The 14,869-nt window shown below is 67.9% G+C and carries 14 protein-coding genes; 9 read left to right on the top strand and 5 right to left on the bottom strand.

The window, feature by feature from the left end; genetic code table 11:
• Positions 1-2 precede the first annotated feature (2 nt).
• Together LQD00_RS03175 and acs are read right to left on the bottom strand one after the other, a co-directional pair.
• Positions 3-515, bottom strand: coding sequence for a phage holin family protein (locus tag LQD00_RS03175; RefSeq protein ID WP_232715640.1), 513 nt, complete (start codon positions 513-515; stop codon positions 3-5).
• A 163-nt stretch (positions 516-678) separates the two neighbouring features.
• On the bottom strand, positions 679-2,622 hold the full coding sequence (gene acs, locus LQD00_RS03170) for an acetate--CoA ligase (RefSeq protein ID WP_232715639.1): 1,944 nt from the start codon (positions 2,620-2,622) through the stop codon (positions 679-681).
• A 407-nt stretch (positions 2,623-3,029) separates the two neighbouring features.
• Between acs and LQD00_RS03165 the strand changes: the two genes are divergently transcribed.
• From LQD00_RS03165 to LQD00_RS03145, 5 genes are all read left to right on the top strand, one after another.
• Entirely contained in the window at positions 3,030-3,785 is a 756-nt protein-coding gene (locus LQD00_RS03165) for a Fic family protein (RefSeq protein ID WP_232715638.1), read from the top strand.
• A gap of 1,033 nt (positions 3,786-4,818) precedes the next feature.
• A complete protein-coding gene (ssd, locus tag LQD00_RS03160; protein ID WP_232715637.1) occupies positions 4,819-5,877 on the top strand; it encodes a septum site-determining protein Ssd in 1,059 nt (352 codons plus the stop codon).
• A complete protein-coding gene (locus tag LQD00_RS03155; RefSeq protein ID WP_232715636.1) occupies positions 5,874-7,112 on the top strand; it encodes a TadA family conjugal transfer-associated ATPase in 1,239 nt (412 codons plus the stop codon). The genes ssd and LQD00_RS03155 overlap by 4 nt, the downstream gene beginning before the upstream one ends.
• Positions 7,109-7,960 carry a type II secretion system F family protein gene (locus tag LQD00_RS03150; RefSeq protein ID WP_232715635.1) on the top strand — a complete coding sequence of 284 codons (852 nt, stop codon included), beginning with the start codon at positions 7,109-7,111 and terminating at the stop codon, positions 7,958-7,960. Before LQD00_RS03155 ends, LQD00_RS03150 begins: the two co-directional genes overlap by 4 nt.
• Positions 7,957-8,571 carry a type II secretion system F family protein gene (locus LQD00_RS03145; protein WP_232715634.1) on the top strand — a complete coding sequence of 205 codons (615 nt, stop codon included), beginning with the start codon at positions 7,957-7,959 and terminating at the stop codon, positions 8,569-8,571. Before LQD00_RS03150 ends, LQD00_RS03145 begins: the two co-directional genes overlap by 4 nt.
• 86 nt (positions 8,572-8,657) lie before the next feature.
• Here LQD00_RS03145 and LQD00_RS03140 read toward each other — a convergent pair whose 3' ends face one another.
• A complete protein-coding gene (locus tag LQD00_RS03140) occupies positions 8,658-9,848 on the bottom strand; it encodes a serine hydrolase domain-containing protein (protein ID WP_232715633.1) in 1,191 nt (396 codons plus the stop codon).
• Between the two features lie 222 nt (positions 9,849-10,070).
• On the opposite strand from LQD00_RS03140, the gene LQD00_RS03135 reads away from it, so the two are divergent.
• From LQD00_RS03135 to LQD00_RS03120, 4 genes are all read left to right on the top strand, one after another.
• Positions 10,071-10,286: a DUF4244 domain-containing protein gene (locus tag LQD00_RS03135; RefSeq protein WP_232715632.1), complete on the top strand. Its 216-nt coding sequence runs from the start codon at positions 10,071-10,073 to the stop codon at positions 10,284-10,286.
• Positions 10,286-10,687 (top strand): TadE family type IV pilus minor pilin, encoded by a 402-nt coding sequence (locus tag LQD00_RS03130; RefSeq protein ID WP_232715631.1) that lies wholly within the window; start codon positions 10,286-10,288, stop codon positions 10,685-10,687. The genes LQD00_RS03135 and LQD00_RS03130 overlap by 1 nt, the downstream gene beginning before the upstream one ends.
• Positions 10,684-11,055, top strand: coding sequence for an Rv3654c family TadE-like protein (locus tag LQD00_RS03125; protein ID WP_232715630.1), 372 nt, complete (start codon positions 10,684-10,686; stop codon positions 11,053-11,055). The genes LQD00_RS03130 and LQD00_RS03125 overlap by 4 nt, the downstream gene beginning before the upstream one ends.
• Positions 11,056-11,307: 252 nt before the next feature.
• Complete coding sequence (locus LQD00_RS03120; protein ID WP_232715629.1) at positions 11,308-11,634, top strand: hypothetical protein; 327 nt, start codon at positions 11,308-11,310, stop codon at positions 11,632-11,634.
• 73 nt (positions 11,635-11,707) lie between these two features.
• Here LQD00_RS03120 and LQD00_RS03115 read toward each other — a convergent pair whose 3' ends face one another.
• The gene (locus tag LQD00_RS03115; protein WP_006866625.1) at positions 11,708-12,259 is read right to left on the bottom strand and encodes a hypothetical protein; all 552 of its coding nucleotides are present in this window, start codon (positions 12,257-12,259) and stop codon (positions 11,708-11,710) included.
• A complete protein-coding gene (locus tag LQD00_RS03110) occupies positions 12,252-14,579 on the bottom strand; it encodes a DEAD/DEAH box helicase (protein WP_232715628.1) in 2,328 nt (775 codons plus the stop codon). Before LQD00_RS03110 ends, LQD00_RS03115 begins: the two co-directional genes overlap by 8 nt.
• Positions 14,580-14,869: the final 290 nt, after the last annotated feature.

Below are 14,869 nucleotides of genomic sequence, written 5' to 3'. Positions count from 1 at the left end.
ACCTATCCCTCGCGGGCGGGAGGAATCCTCGGGTGCGCCGGGGCCTGCGGATGGCCGGGGCCGCGGTTGGGCAGCACGGTCGACAACTCGTTGACCGACTCCATCGTCTTCTTCGGTCCTCGGACCTTCTTGAAGAATATGTAGCCGACGAACGCCGCGATGACGGTGACCACGACGAGGATCAGGAAGACGATCAGGAACGCCAGCCAGCGCCACACGAACTCGTCGAGCAGTTCGGCCAGGAAGAAAAAGAAGAAGAAGCTGGAGTACAGCGCCATCACGCCGGCGACGATCAGCAGACCCGTACCCGCGCCCGCCTTCTTGGCCTCACCGACGAGCTCGGCCTTGGCGAGGGCGACCTCGGACCGGAACAGGGTCGAGACGCTCGCGGTGGCGTCCTTGACCAGGCTCCCGATGCTCGGCTCACCGTTCGGACCGGCGTTCGCGTCGGAGAGAGGGATCGACGGGACGGAGTCCCGGCCCGCTTCGGGCAGGCCGTGCTCGTTGGGGCTCACAGAATCCTCCGTTGTTCGGCTGATGGCCATATGTTGCCATGCGTGGGCGGACGAGGTGGCGGCCCACCCGGCGAGATGCCGGTGGAAGTCCGCCGAAAGGCCGATGCGCCACCGGTGAAGTCCTCACCGGTGGCGCATCTTCTTGCTCCCTGAGGAGTGAGCGTCAGGCCTTCTTGGAGCGGATCGCCTCGAAGACCGACGGGTCGACGAGGGTCGAGGTGTCGCCGAGCTCACGACCCTCGGCCACGTCCTTGAGCAGGCGGCGCATGATCTTGCCCGAACGCGTCTTGGGCAGCTCCGGCACGACGTTGATCTCCCGCGGCTTGGCGATCGGGGAGATCTCCACCGACACCTGCTGGCGCAGTTCGGCGATCAGCTCGTCGCCGGTGTTCTCGACACCCTCACGCAGGATGACGAAGGCGACGATGCCCTGGCCGGTGGTCTCGTCGGCGGCGCCGATGACCGCGGCCTCGGCCACGCCGGAATGGCCGACGAGAGCCGACTCGACCTCTGCGGTGGAGATGCGGTGGCCGGACACGTTCATCACGTCGTCGACGCGGCCGAGGACCCAGAGGGCGTGGTCCTCGTCGTAGCGGGCGCCGTCACCGGCGAAGTACCAGCCCTGCTCGGCGAACCGCGACCAGTAGGTGTCCCGGAAGCGTTCCTCGTCGCCCCAGATGCCGCGCAGCATCGCCGGCCACGGCTGATCGAGGACGAGGTAGCCCTGTTCGCCGGCGCCGACCGGGTTGCCCTGGTCGTCGACGATGTTCGCGCTGATGCCGGGCAGCGGCTTCATCGCCGAACCCGGCTTGGTCGCGGTCACGCCGGGGAGCGGCGAGATCATGATGGCGCCGGTCTCGGTCTGCCACCAGGTGTCGACGATCGGGGCCTTGCCACCGCCGATGACCTCGCGGAACCACTTCCACGCCTCGGGGTTGATCGGCTCGCCGACGCTGCCGAGCAGGCGGACCGACGACAGGTCGTGGGCGTCGGGGATCTGCTGGCCCCACTTCATGAACGTGCGGATCAGCGTCGGGGCGATGTAGTAGATGGTGACGCCGTACTTCTCGATGATCTCGAAGTGGCGGTGTTCGTTGGGCGAGTTCGGGGTGCCCTCGTAGACCACCTCGGTGGCGCCGTTGGAGAGCGGACCGTAGACGAGGTACGAGTGGCCGGTCACCCAGCCGATGTCGGCGCCGCACCAGAAGACGTCGCGGCCTTCCTTGTGGTCGAAGACGTAATGGAAGGTGTAGCTGACCTGCGTGAGGTAGCCGCCGGAGGAGTGGACGATGCCCTTGGGCTTGCCGGTGGTGCCCGAGGTGTAGAGCAGGAACAGCGGGTGCTCGGAGTCGAAGGCCTCCGGCTCGTGGACGTCGGACTGCTGCTCGACGGTGTCTTCCCACCAGACGTCGCGTCCCTCGACCCAGTTCAGGTCGGGGTCGTGGTTGGTGCGGCGCACGACGAGGACCTTCTCGACCGACTTCGCCGCGTCGTCGCCGGTGCCCAGCGCCTCGTCGACATTGGTCTTGAGCGGAGCGGGCTCGCCGCGCCGGTACTGGCCGTCGGTGGTGATGACGAGCTTGGCCTCGGCGTCGTCGACGCGGGAGCGCAGGGCGCCCGACGAGAAGCCGGCGAACACGACGGAGTGTGTGAGGCCGAGACGCGCGCAGGCGAGCATCGAGATCAGGGCCTCGGGGACCATCGGCATGTAGATGGCGACGCGGTCGCCGGCCTGCAGGCCGATGGAGGTGAAGTAGTTGGCCGCCTTACTGACCTCGGCGAGCAGCTGGCTGTAGGTGAGGTCGCGGGTGTCGCCGGGTTCGCCGACCCAGTGGATGGCGACGCGGTCGCCCTTGCCCGCGGCGACGTGCCGGTCCACGCAGTTGACGGAGACATTGAGCTTGCCGCCGACGAACCACTTGGCGAACGGCGCGTTCGACCAGTCGAGGGTGTCGGTGAAATCGGTGGCCCAATCGAGTCGACGCGCCTGCTCCGCCCAGAACTCGAGTCGGTCGGCGTCTGCACGGTCGTAGATCTCGGCGTTGGCGTTGGCCTGCGCGGCGAACTCTTCGGATGGCGGGAACGCCTGGACGGTGGTGGAGGACATCAGTGACATGAGCCTTTCGCTTCTCGACGGCGGGTCAACCCACAGTAAAGGTGACCCGATCGGATGACGGATCGCTGGTGTGAGCGTAGTCACGCCACGTTGCAACGGGGTACCGGTGCTCCGACGAGCGTGATCGATACGCGACGAGCGGTGGCTCTGTCGCGACAAGCGGTCGACGTCCATTCTCCACGCTTGGCCAACGCCTTGTTCGGGCGACCGAAAGAATGGATGAAAGCGCGTATTCGAAACCGTCACTAACAATAAGTGATGTCATGGTTGGTTGCGGGAGCATTCGATTGTCGACCGTGCGGCTACATCGATGCCCGGGTTCGAGAGCGGTGGACGTGGAGCTGGTCGGAGCGGGGTCGGGGGCGCACGCGACGGGTTCACGCAACTATCGTCAGGGCGTGACCAACGATCCTTTGGCTCCTCTGTTGGACCTCCCCGGCGTGGCCGACGCCGCCGACCGGGCGCGTGACGCGCTGTCCGCGGTGCACCGGCACCCCGCCAACCTGCGCGGATGGGACAAGACAGCCACCGAGGCCTCGTGGCGGGCGGGCCGGTCGTCGGCCGCGATCGACGGCGGCAGTGTTGAGCTCCGCCGCGACGGGGACTTCGATGACCCGATCCTCGCGGGGGCGATGCGCGTGTCGCAGGCTCTCGATGGTGAATCGCTCGAGACCCTCACCGGCGTGATCCGACGCGCTCCTGCTCAGGCCTTCGCTCGGCTACACACGCTCGCCGCCGCCGACCTGGTGGGGGACCCGGACGAGCTCGGCCGGCCGCGACCTGAGACGGATGTGGCAAATCGTCTCGATCTGTTGGGGCAGTTGATAACCGGTGCAACGTCGGTGCCGGCGCCGGTGCTCGCAGCGGTGGTGCACGGCGAGCTTCTCGGGCTCCAGCCGTTCCCCTCTGCGAACGGGGTGGTCGCGCGTGCCGCGTCCCGGCTCGTGGGTGCGGCGACGGGACTCGACCCGCATTGTCTGGGGGTCCCGGAGGTCACCTGGTTCAAGCGCGCGGCGGAGTATCGGACGCTGTCCGCGGCGTTCGCCTCGGGGAGCCCGGACGGGCTGCGGGACTGGCTGGTGTTCTGTTGCGAAGCTCTCGAAGCCGGTGCGGCGGAGGCGAAATCGATTGCCGATGCGGCGCGGGCCGGATAGCTCGAACCGACCCCGGACAACACTGCGGGCGGCCTCCCTGTCGTTACCGACGAGGTTGCCGCCCGCGTAGCACGGACTCAAGTTACCAAGCGTGCTTGGTGGGTTGTGGTCACCGCCTCGGCGATTGAACGCGAGTCAGGTCGCCCGTACCGTCCACGTGCTGCCATTGGAGGGCCATTCTCCCCGGGCTATCTACCGTGCGGGGGAAGGCTTTGGCGCATCAGTGTGTCGGTCGTTTCTCCTGGCCGCGATTTCGCAGGCGCACAACGCTTTTGCCTCTATGCGGCGTGCTCCGCGTGGGTGCTTGCCGCCCGTGCTGGGAAGTGTGGGAGTGGGGGCTCGGTCCTTCTCTTCCGGATCGGGCTTGGCCCTCCGAACTTCCGTACCACTGTTGTACACCGTGATCGCGGTCACATCAAGTGATTCGGGTCCAAATGTCGAGCAACTTCCCCAGACTGACGAGAAGCTGTGCGGGGCAAATACATCCGCGGATCTGGTGGGCTGCGGAAAGCTCTCGACGCGCTGCGGCCGGCGTGTCGAGAGGCGGGTTCCGGCCTCCCGGCGAGGCCGGGTTCGTCATGACGATCTGCCGCCCGGGGTGCCCGTGGCGCGGGCCGGCCGGCAGCGATGTCCGAGATTTACCAACTGCAATTTTCCTTGTGGAAATACGTTTGTCGGGAGGTTGCGTATCGGTACCAGGGGTATCCTGAAGATCAGAACGGACATTTGCGAAAAACGATTGTTGTACTTGCAAAGAATCCGAGCCCGTGTGTATAGTCGTCGGTACCCGGTTCTGATACCGGCGCCTTTCAGCCCGACCCCCCGGGGCTGAAACGCGACAACCCCGGCCTCCTCCCCCCCTGGCCGGGGTTGTCTTCTATCTGGGGGTCGTCTCCCCAGGAATTCCTTTCGCACAGCCAGTTGTAGTGCGCGCGGTCGTCGTCTTGTGGATTCCTTCCACAGCCCGCCGAAGATCTCCACAGCGACCCCCGCCGACCTCGTACGGGTCCTTCTGCGCCTCATCATCGACGTCATGCCCGATGATCTGCTCGTTCTCGTCGACCCGGAGCTGTACGACGACGTCGCCCGCTGCGCCGCTGCTGCCGGTTATCGCACGGTCGTCGGCCGACCCGATGACTGCCGTCGCGAATGGCTGACCACCCGAGCCGTGGTGGCCGATCCGGCGGCGATCGCCGTTCTCTCGCTGATACATCCGCCTCGTCGCGACGGTCTGATCCTCGTCAGTGCGGAGGAGCCGCACGCCGACACCTGGCGGATGGCGATGGATCTGGGGGCCACCGACGCGGCCGCGTTGCCGTCGGACGAGAAGCGCCTGGTCAGGACACTGACCGAGGTCCGCGTACCGCGGCGGCGGCCTGCGGGTGTCCTTGCGGTCATCGGCGCACACGGTGGAGCCGGCGCATCGACGCTGGCCGCTGCGGTGGCGCTCACCAGCGTCGGGAACGGTTCGGCCACCCTGCTGCTCGATCTCGACGACGTCGCGCCCGGTGCCGACCTCCTGCTCGGAATCGAGCAACGCCCGGGATTGCGATGGCAGGACCTGTCCCTGGACGGTGGAGTCGTCGGCGGCACGGCGTTGCACCACGCCCTGCCCCGTGCGGAGAGCGGTCTCGCGGTGTTGACCTCGGAACGCCTCCCGGCCCGGGGCCCGGGGCCGGACGCGGTCGCCGCGGTCATCGACGCGGGTCGGACGCACGGAGATCTCGTGGTGGTCGATCTCCCACGGGCCGACACCCCGGTCGTCCGCACGGCGATCGCGTCGGCGGATCTCGTCGTGCTGGTGTCGGCTCCCTCGGTCGGTGGCTGCGCTGCGGCACGCCGGGTCGTCGGCCGGCTCATCGGTGACGAGGTCTCCGTCGAACTCGTGGTCCGGGGTCCGTCACCAGGTGGCCTGCGACCCGCCCAGGTCGCCGACGCGATCGGGGTCCCCCTGATCGCCGCGTACCGGCCTGACCCGCGCCTTCCGGTCAGGCTGGAAGGCGGACCGCTCCGTGTCCGACCCCGCAGTCCACTCGGCCGCGCGGCTCGAGCGGTGCACTCGAGGGTGGTCGGGCAGGGGAGGGCGGCGTGACGCCCGATCGAACCGACGACGAGCTGCTCGAACGCGTCCGTTCCCGACTGGCCGCAGATGCCGCGGAGCCGAGCCCGGCGGTCATCGCCGAAGCGATTCGCGCCGAGGCCGGCGGTGTCCTGGGCGACACCGATCTCCTTGCGGCACTCCGATTCCTCCAAACCGAGCTCACCGGCGCCGGGAAGCTGGAGGCGCTACTCGCCGAGCCCGACATCGCCGACATCCTCGTCGCCGGCCCCGATGACGTGTGGGTGGACCGCGGACACGGACTCGAGCCGACGACGATCCGCTTTCCCGACGAGGCATCGGTCCGGCGGCTGGCGGGACGCCTCGCGCTGAGCGCCGGGCGCCGTCTCGACGACGCGCAACCGTGGGTCGACGGTCAGCTGTCCGACGTCGGCCGGCGCGGGTACACGGTGCGACTCCACGCGATCATCCCGCCACTCGCCGCAGATGGCACCTGTATCTCGTTGCGGGTGCTGCGTTCGGCGTCGAAGGACCTGCCGAGCCTGATCGCCGGCGGCGCCATCCCGGCCGAGGTGGTGGGGACCATCGGAGACATCCTCCGACACCGCTTCTCCTTCCTGGTGATAGGCGGCACGGGCTCCGGGAAGACGACACTGCTCAACGCGCTGATCGGTGAGATGGACCAGTGTGAGCGGCTCGTGTGTGTCGAGGACGCTCTCGAACTTGCACCCCGTCATCCCCAGGTGGTGAGGCTCGTGGCGCGCGCGGCGAATGTCGAAGGCGTGGGCGAGGTTCCGGTGCGGACACTGGTGCGGCAGGCACTGCGTATGCGGCCCGACCGGATCGTCGTCGGCGAGGTACGTGGCGGCGAGGTGATCGATCTGCTCACCGCACTCAACACCGGACACGACGGCAGTGCCGGCACCGTGCACGCCAACTCGACCTCCGAGGTCCCGGCGCGGATGGAAGCCCTCGCCGCGCTGGGTGGGATGGGGCGGGATGCGTTGCACAGCCAGCTGGGCGCGGCGCTGCAGATGGTGCTCGGTGTCGCGCGCCGTGCGGACGGTTCACGGGGGCTCGTCGAGATCGGCGTCGTACGGCGTGCTCTTGACGGGAGAGTCGACATCGTGCCGATCTGGTTGCGCGACAGGGGGTTCACCGAACACCGACCACTCTTCGACGAGATGCTCGCCAGGCATCGACCACCCGACAGCTCGTCCGCCGACGAACCCGAGGTCGCACCCGGTCCGCGGCGGTTGTCGGCATGATGTCCGCGGTCCCGCCGTCGGCCCCGGTGCTGGCGGCCCTCGGGTTCGGCGTCCTGCTGTGGTCGCCGCCACGGGCCGGACACCGTCTCCGGGTCGTCGTGGGCAGGCCGCGAGTCACCCGATCGTCGAATCCGACGGCGCTGGTCGCCGCAGGTGCACCGGTGGCGGCCTTGGTGCTGGGCGGACTCTCGGCCGCGGTTGCGGCGGGGATCGTCGTGACCCTGGTGATGTGGATTCGGCGCCGTCGGCGGGCGGAGAAGGGATTCGATCGTCGGTTGGACGACCTGCTGCTGGCGCTGTCCCTGATGATCTCGGAACTGTCGGTCGGTGCGCCCCCGGTCCACGCCTGCGAGGTCGCCGTCGCCGAGCTTCGGCGGCGCACGTCCGGCGGCGGGCTCGGGTGTTCGGAGATCGCGGACGGCCTCGAGGCGATGGCGTCGCGGGCGGCGCTCGGTGGGTCGGCGGTCGCAGATCCGGACACGGCACCGGGCTCGGACGACGCGTCGGGGGCCGCGTCGTGGCGTCGGATCGGGGTCGCCTGGCAGACCGCAGAACAGTACGGCCTACCGATGGTGGACATGCTGGCGGCGTTGCGGGCCGATCTACGGTCGCGCCGCGGGTTCGCCGACCGCACCCGCGCCGGCCTGTCGGGGCCACGCGCGACCGCGATGGTGTTGGCCGGTCTGCCCCTGCTGGGTATCGCACTGGGCCAGGCGACCGGCGCCGGGCCGCTCCGGGTGCTCCTCGGGGGTGGTCTCGGTGGCATCCTGCTGATGGTCGGAACCGCTTTGGCCGCAGCCGGAGTCGCGTGGTCCGAACGCATCACCGGCAAGGTGCTGGCCCGTTGACTCCGGTGGTCATCGCGCTGGCGTCCCTGGCTGCGGGACTGTTGGTCTGGCCCGCGCCGCGCTGGCGGTTGTATCGGGTCATGGACCCGCCGCCGGGCCCCGACCGCTCACCGAGATGGCTGGGCGCGGGCCCACCACGTGAGGACCCGTTCGCCGTGGCATCCGCCTTCGACCTCTTCGCCGTGTGCCTGCGGGCGGGGCTGCCGGTGGGTGCCGCCGCGTCGGTCGTCGCGGAGCGCGCCCCGCCATCGCTCGCCCGGCCGCTCGTTCGTGTCGCCGACCTGTTGCAACTCGGCGCCGACCCGGACGCGGCATGGTCGGCGCTGCTCGACGATCTGCCGGGTGGAAAGGCATCGGGCGACGACCATCTCGAGGCCCTCGCAGCGCTGGCGCGGCGATCGGCCCGAGCCGGTTCGTCGCTGGCCAGCGGACTCGCGGAATTGGCCGACGACGTTCGACGCCGCGCTCACGACGACGCGCTGGCCGCTGCCGAACGTGCCGGCGTCGCGATCAGCGGTCCGCTCGGGCTGTGCTTCCTCCCGGCGTTCATCTGTCTCGGGATCGTGCCGGTCGTCGTGGGTCTGGCGTCGACAGTGCTCGGCGCGTTCTGAGTTGTCCGCAAACCCACCCCTTTTCGCCAAACCCACCCCTTCGCGAGTGGTGATCCTGCCGAAAAAGGGTGGGTTTGCGGAGAGAGTCAGCCCGCGCCCCTCAGCGGGGGTTGCGGTCCCAGCTCGTACACGTGGCCCGGGGTGGCGATCCGGGTGACGTCGTAGGCGATCTGACCTGCCGGGCTGGGCTGCGGGTGGTCCGAATTGGCGGAGACGACGAGCGTTGCGTTGCGCTCCGGGAGGTGCACCGCCACCGTTGTGTAACCGGGCAGTTCACCGTTGTGCCCGACCCATCCGTCGGCGTCGAAGATCGTGAACGCGTAGTCGACGCCGGGCGCCACGGGAGTGCCGTTGGAGACCCGACGCTCCCGCGTGCTCGGACGCAAGAGTGCTCCGCCGCTCAACATTCGGGTCCACTTGCGTAGGTCACCGACGGTGGAGACGATCTTTCCCGCGGCGTCGCTCCACGACGGGTTCCACAGGGTTGCGTCGAGTGTGCGGGGGTTGCGCGGATCGTCCTTGGTGGTGCCCCCGGAGAAGGGGAACGGGAGCCACCCGTCGGCGGGGTAGCTCGTCTTCGACAGTCCGGCGGGTCCGAGGATGTGCCGCTGCAGGTAGCGGTCGAAGGGCATCCCGCTGACCTTCTCGACGACGCGGGCGAGGAGCACCGCGTTGGTGTTGCTGTACTGGTAGGTGGCGTTGGGAGGGAACGACATCGGCTGCCGGAACGCGGCGGTGAGCGCCTTTCGCGGCGGATAGGGGAATGCCCACGGTCCTTTTGGTGATTCGGCATAGAGGGCGGTGACGAACTGCTCGGTGCCGGCGAACTCGGCAAGACCACTGCGCATCCGGCCGAGCATGTCGATGGTGATTTCGTCGCCGTGGGGAACGCCGGATACGTATCGCGATACCGGCGCGTCGAGGTCGACGAGTCCGCGTTCGGCGAGCTGCAGGATCGCTGTCCCGGTGAATGTCTTTGTGACACTGCCTGTCCGGAAGTGGAAGTCGGGAGTGAGTGGCACCGGGACGGTGGGGTTGGCGACGCCGAAGCCCTTCACGTACTCGGCTCGGCCGGGGATCGAGAGGCTGACGATCGCGCCGGGTATCCCCATCTGCGCGATCCGTGCCGTGATCGCGTTGTCGAGGCGGGCGGTGAGCGATGCTGCACCTGCCTCGGGGAGAGCTGATCGCGGAAGCACGACCTGAGGAACGATCATCCCGGCAACGATGACGACTGCTGCGACGAGCGACGTGATCAGGTTTCGGTTGAGGCTCATTCGATTCCACCAAGCGTGTGACTCGACTCTGATCCGTTCGCCAGGGTAACGGTCTCGGCTCGCAAAGCCACCCCTTTTCGGCAAACCCGCCCCTTCTCAGGTGGTGATTCTGCCGAAAAGGGGTGGGTTTGCAGAGGCGGAAATCCGGTGGATCCGAACAGCGCTCCCGTGCGTCCAAGTGATGCAGGAATTCGGAAGGTCGTCATCCCGACAGGAGAACCCATGACCCACAACCTTTCCCGTCTCGTCGATCGTGCGGGCGCGCACGCCCTGCGGTTGATCGCCGACGAGGACGGCATGTCCACGGCGGAGTATGCGATAGGCACTATCGCGGCCGCGGCGTTCGGGGCGATCCTCTACACGGTGGTCACCGGGGACAACATCGTGAGTGCGTTGACCGGCATCATCGGGAAGGCGCTCAACACCTCGGTCGGCTGATGTGTGTGCACGCGTGGCGGATTCGGTTGGTGCAGCTGGGTCGCGACGACGACGGGATGGTGACGGTGGAGGCGGCTTACGCCGTCGCCGCGATCGTCGTCGCGGTATTGCTCGCCGTCGGCGCGATCGGTGGTGTGACGGCCCAGATCCGGTGCACCGATGCTGCGCGGGAGGCGGCGCGGTTGACGGCGGCGGGGGACGATTCGGCGCGCGAGGTCGCGAAGCGGACGGTGGGGGATCGGGCGGTGGTGTCGGTGTCGGTGCAGGGCGAACGTGTCGTCGCGCAGGTGCGGACCTCTGTGCCGCTGCTGCCCGGGCTCACATTGTCGGCACAGGCGGTGGCCGCGAAGGAACCACGCGGCGAGGACGAGGTGGTCTTCGCTCCCGGCGTCGAACCGTGAGAGTGATCCGCGGTCTCGTCGCCGACGACCAGGGCAATGCGACGGTGCTGGGTGCGTTCGCGATCGCCGCCCTCGCCGCGGTTCTCGTCTTGGTGATCTACGTCGGCGCGGCCGTGCTCGCCCGCCACCGCGCACAGTCCGCCGCCGACCTGTCTGCGCTGGCGGCCGCCGCAGACCATGCGGCGGGGGAGTCCGACCCCTGCACCGCTGCGCGTGCAGTGGCTGCAGCGCAACGACCATCAGCCGATGTGGTCCTGTGCCAGACGGACGGTGAAGACGTGCTGGTCTCGGTGCGCGTCCCGGCCGACCTGGGCAGCTTCGGGGTCCGGGCAGCCACCGCGTCGGCGCGGGCCGGGCCCGTCGAGTGACGGGGGAGCGCTACCCGCGTCGGACAAGAGAACGGAGTCTGGGGATCGGCCAGATCAGGTCGTCGTACGGTTACGGACGTGATTAGAGCCTTCGTAGCCACTGCCGCGGCACTTGCACTACTCGCAGGATGCTCGTCTGAGAAAGATGCTCCTCGGCAAGCTTCCGCACTCCCCGGGGTGATGACAGCTCAACCTCTGACTGCCTCCGACTTGGCCGATCGATTGAAGACATCGATACCCGAAGTGGTGAAAATGATTGAGATCACCGAAGACAACGACCCGAACAATCTGATCGGTCGCCCAAACGGGTACACGACCGCCTTTGTCATCGAGGACTCGCGCGTTGGTTGTCCCGAGTCGCCGGACGGCAGCATCGGTGTTGACTGCGGGGCAATGGTCGAACAGTGGCCAGACCATGCATCAGCCCAAGCGCGTGCTGACTACATCCAGCGGGTGCTGAAGGGAGCCCCGATGCTCGGACAGGAGTACGACACGGTCCGTGGAGATGTGCTGCTCCGCGTGTCGGGTGATCTCAAACCGTCTGAGGCAGAGAGGTACAAGGAGGTGTTCGCGTCCTAGCCGGGGTCCGAGTGACCTAGCGCGGAAAGAGTGTACGACCAGGGCCTCGTGAACGACACGACCAGACGCTGACCTACCCGCGACTGTCCTCGTCGACGACGATCCGCTTGGGATACACCCGGACCGATTGCATAGGGGCGAACCACAATTGGTGAAAGTGCACGTCGGTGTCACCGCGGTAGGCGAGCTCGAAGGCCTCGGTTCCGGTGTTCAGCGGGATCCACGGTCGGACCGCCCGCACGAACGACGACCAGTGGATCAGTTCGCCCTCGGTCAGGAACCCGCCTGCAGCAGCCCAGGTTTCGCCGGACTGTGCGTCGGACGAAGCCAGGTACACCTCGCCGAGCGACGGGGTGATCCGCGGGCCGATCATCGCGGTCTGCAGGTACCACTGCGCGGTGGTCACCACCGGGGTGAAGCCGCCCGATCGGGCCGCGCACCACCCGTAGTGCAGGTCGAGGGCGTCGAGTGCTGCCTCCTCGGAGAAGAACACATCGCGTTCGCCGATGGAGGCCGGCAGGTTGTCGGTGTCCTGGGTCGGCCGCGCGAGCAGGAAGAAGGCGCGCGAGGGCCGGGTCACCACCCGCTTCGTTCCGATCCCCCGATCGGATGCCTCGTCATGCATGAGCCAAGTATTGCCGAGACAGCAGCTCGAGGACGGCCACTGCGCCATCTTTGTCCAACGGATCATTGCCGTTGCCACACTTGGGGCTCTGCACACACGACGGGCAGCCGCTCTCGCATCCGCAGCTCGCGACGGCGTCCCGGGTGGCGTCGATCCAGGTGAGGAAGGCGGAGTGCCCGCGCTCGGCGAAGCCCGCCCCGCCCATGTACCCGTCGTAGACGAAGACGGTCGGCAATCCGGTGTCGGGGTGGAGGTCGGTGGAGACGCCGCCGATGTCCCAGCGGTCGCATGTCGCGACGAGAGGGAGGAGTCCGATCGCGGCGTGCTCGGCTGCGTGCAGTGACCCGGGCAGCCGCGTCTCGTCGATCCCGGCCTCGGCCAGCACCTCGGGTGTCAGCGTGTACATGACCGCCCGGGTGTGCAGGGTCTGCTCGGGCATGTCGAGTTCGACGGCGTCGAGGACCTCGCCGGTCCGCAGCGTCCGCAGGTAGCCGACCACCTGGTGCGTCACGTCGACCTCGACGAAGGCCACGGTCAGCGGACCGAACTCACGGCTCTCGATGACCGAGGTGATCGAGATGTCGGTGGTCTCGCGTGCAGAGGTGGTCCAGTCCGGGTCCTCGGGATGTGCCAGAGCCAGGCCGTCGTCGAGGTCGAGTTCGTCGACGAGGTACGTCTCGCCCTGGTGGATGTGCACCGCCCCGGGGTGCACCGTGGACATCGCACGTCCGGTGTCGACGGTGCCCAGGACCTGCGAGGTCGTGGTGTCGACGATCAGCACCTGCCCGCCGATGCCGCCCCGGATGTCGATCTCGGCGTGCGGTTCGACGCCGGCGGCGACGTACCAACCCGACTTCCGCTTGCGCAGCAGCCCTTCCGCCGCCAGATCTTCGGCCACCGGCCGCGCATCCCAGGCGTCGATCTCGGTGTCCGAGAGCGGTTTCTCCGCGGCGGCACACAGCAGATGCGGCCCGAGGATGTACGGGTTGGCCGGGTCGGTGACAGTGGCCTCCACCGGCTTGCCGAGGAGCGACTCGGGATGGTGCACGAGATAGGTGTCGAGCGGGTCGTCGCGGGCGACCAGGACCACCAGCGAATCCCCGGACTCTCGCTGGCGCCCGGCACGGCCCGCCTGCTGCCAGAACGACGCGACCGTTCCGGGGTAGCCGCTGACGATGACGGCGTCCAATCCGCTGATGTCGACACCCAATTCGAGTGCGTTGGTGGTCGCGACACCGAGCAGCTCGCCGTCGGAGATCGCCTTCTCGAGCTTGCGCCGGTCGTCGGCGAGATAACCCGCACGGTAGGCCCCGACCCTCGACTCGAGTTCGGGTGCACTCTGCGACAACAGGTTCCGTGCGGACAACGCTGTCAGTTCGACGCCGCGCCGGCTGCGCGCGAAACACAGTGTCCGTGCACCCTCGACCACGAAATCTGCCAGTAGCCGTGCGGATTCGGCGCCGGCGGAGCGTCGGACCGGTGCGCCGTTCTCGCCGGTCACCGCCGGCAGGAAGTCCGGCTCCCACAATGCGACGGTGCGTTCACCGCGCGGCGAACTGTCCTCGGTCACCGCGACCGCGGGCTCGCCGATCAAGCGGCCCAACGCCTCCGCGGGCTGTGCGACCGTCGCGCTGGCGCCGATCACCGTCGGATTCGCGCCGGCCGCCCGGGCGATCCGGAGGAGCCGTCGCATGACGAGCGCGGTGTGCGACCCGAAGACGCCGCGGTAGTGGTGGCATTCGTCGACGACGATGTAGCGAAGATGCCGGAAGAACTGACGCCACCGGGCGTGATGGGAGAGGATGCCGATGTGCAGCATGTCGGGGTTGGTGAAGATCCACCGTGAGTGCACGCGCGCCCACTGCCGGATCTCGGGGTCGGTGTCGCCGTCGTAGGCGCAGGGCTGCAGATGCCCGAACTCCGGCCGCCCGGCGATGACCGAGGAAACCGACCGGATCTGGTCCGCGCCGAGAGCTTTCGTCGGCGCCAGGTATAACGCTGTCGAATTCTTTTCATTCAACAAGGTCGAAAGAATCGGCATTTGGTAAGACAGCGATTTACCCGATGCGGTGCCCGTGCAAATGGCGACATGATTACCGCGGAATGCCTCGTCGGCGGCGCGGGCCTGATGCGTCCAGAGGTGTTCGATTCCGTTGTCCGCGTAGGCGTCGAGAAGTGCTTGGGGCACCCATTCCGGCCACTCGGCGAAAGATGCAGGGCGCGACGGGATTACCGACAGGTGCGTGAGTGGGGACTCGTCGGGGTCGGTGCCTGCGAGGGACCTGGCGAGGAGGTCTGTCCCGAATGTGGAGTACTGCATTTTATGGAGGAAACTCTTCAAAGTGGTGTCGACGCGGGAGGTCTGGGGAGTTCGGGATGTTACCGACGGATGTCGTGCTGCTGAAGTTTGGCGAGGTTTTTGCTCATCTTGGTTGATGCGACTATCGCAACTGGGCCGGACATGATTGACTGGGTGCGGCCGCAGCTTTCGCAACCCGTCGAGGCGGGCGACAAGCGTGTTGCAGCCGTGGTACTGAGGTTAGTTTGGCGGATCGAAGCAGATCTTCGCGGGGCTCTTTGAGGTATGGCGGTCAACCGGCCACGACGCGA

It is taken from the genome of Gordonia metallireducens (assembly GCF_021245825.1).
GTDB classification, from domain to species: Bacteria; Actinomycetota; Actinomycetes; order Mycobacteriales; family Mycobacteriaceae; genus Gordonia; species Gordonia namibiensis.
This window is presented reverse-complemented; position numbering and strand designations above follow the sequence as displayed.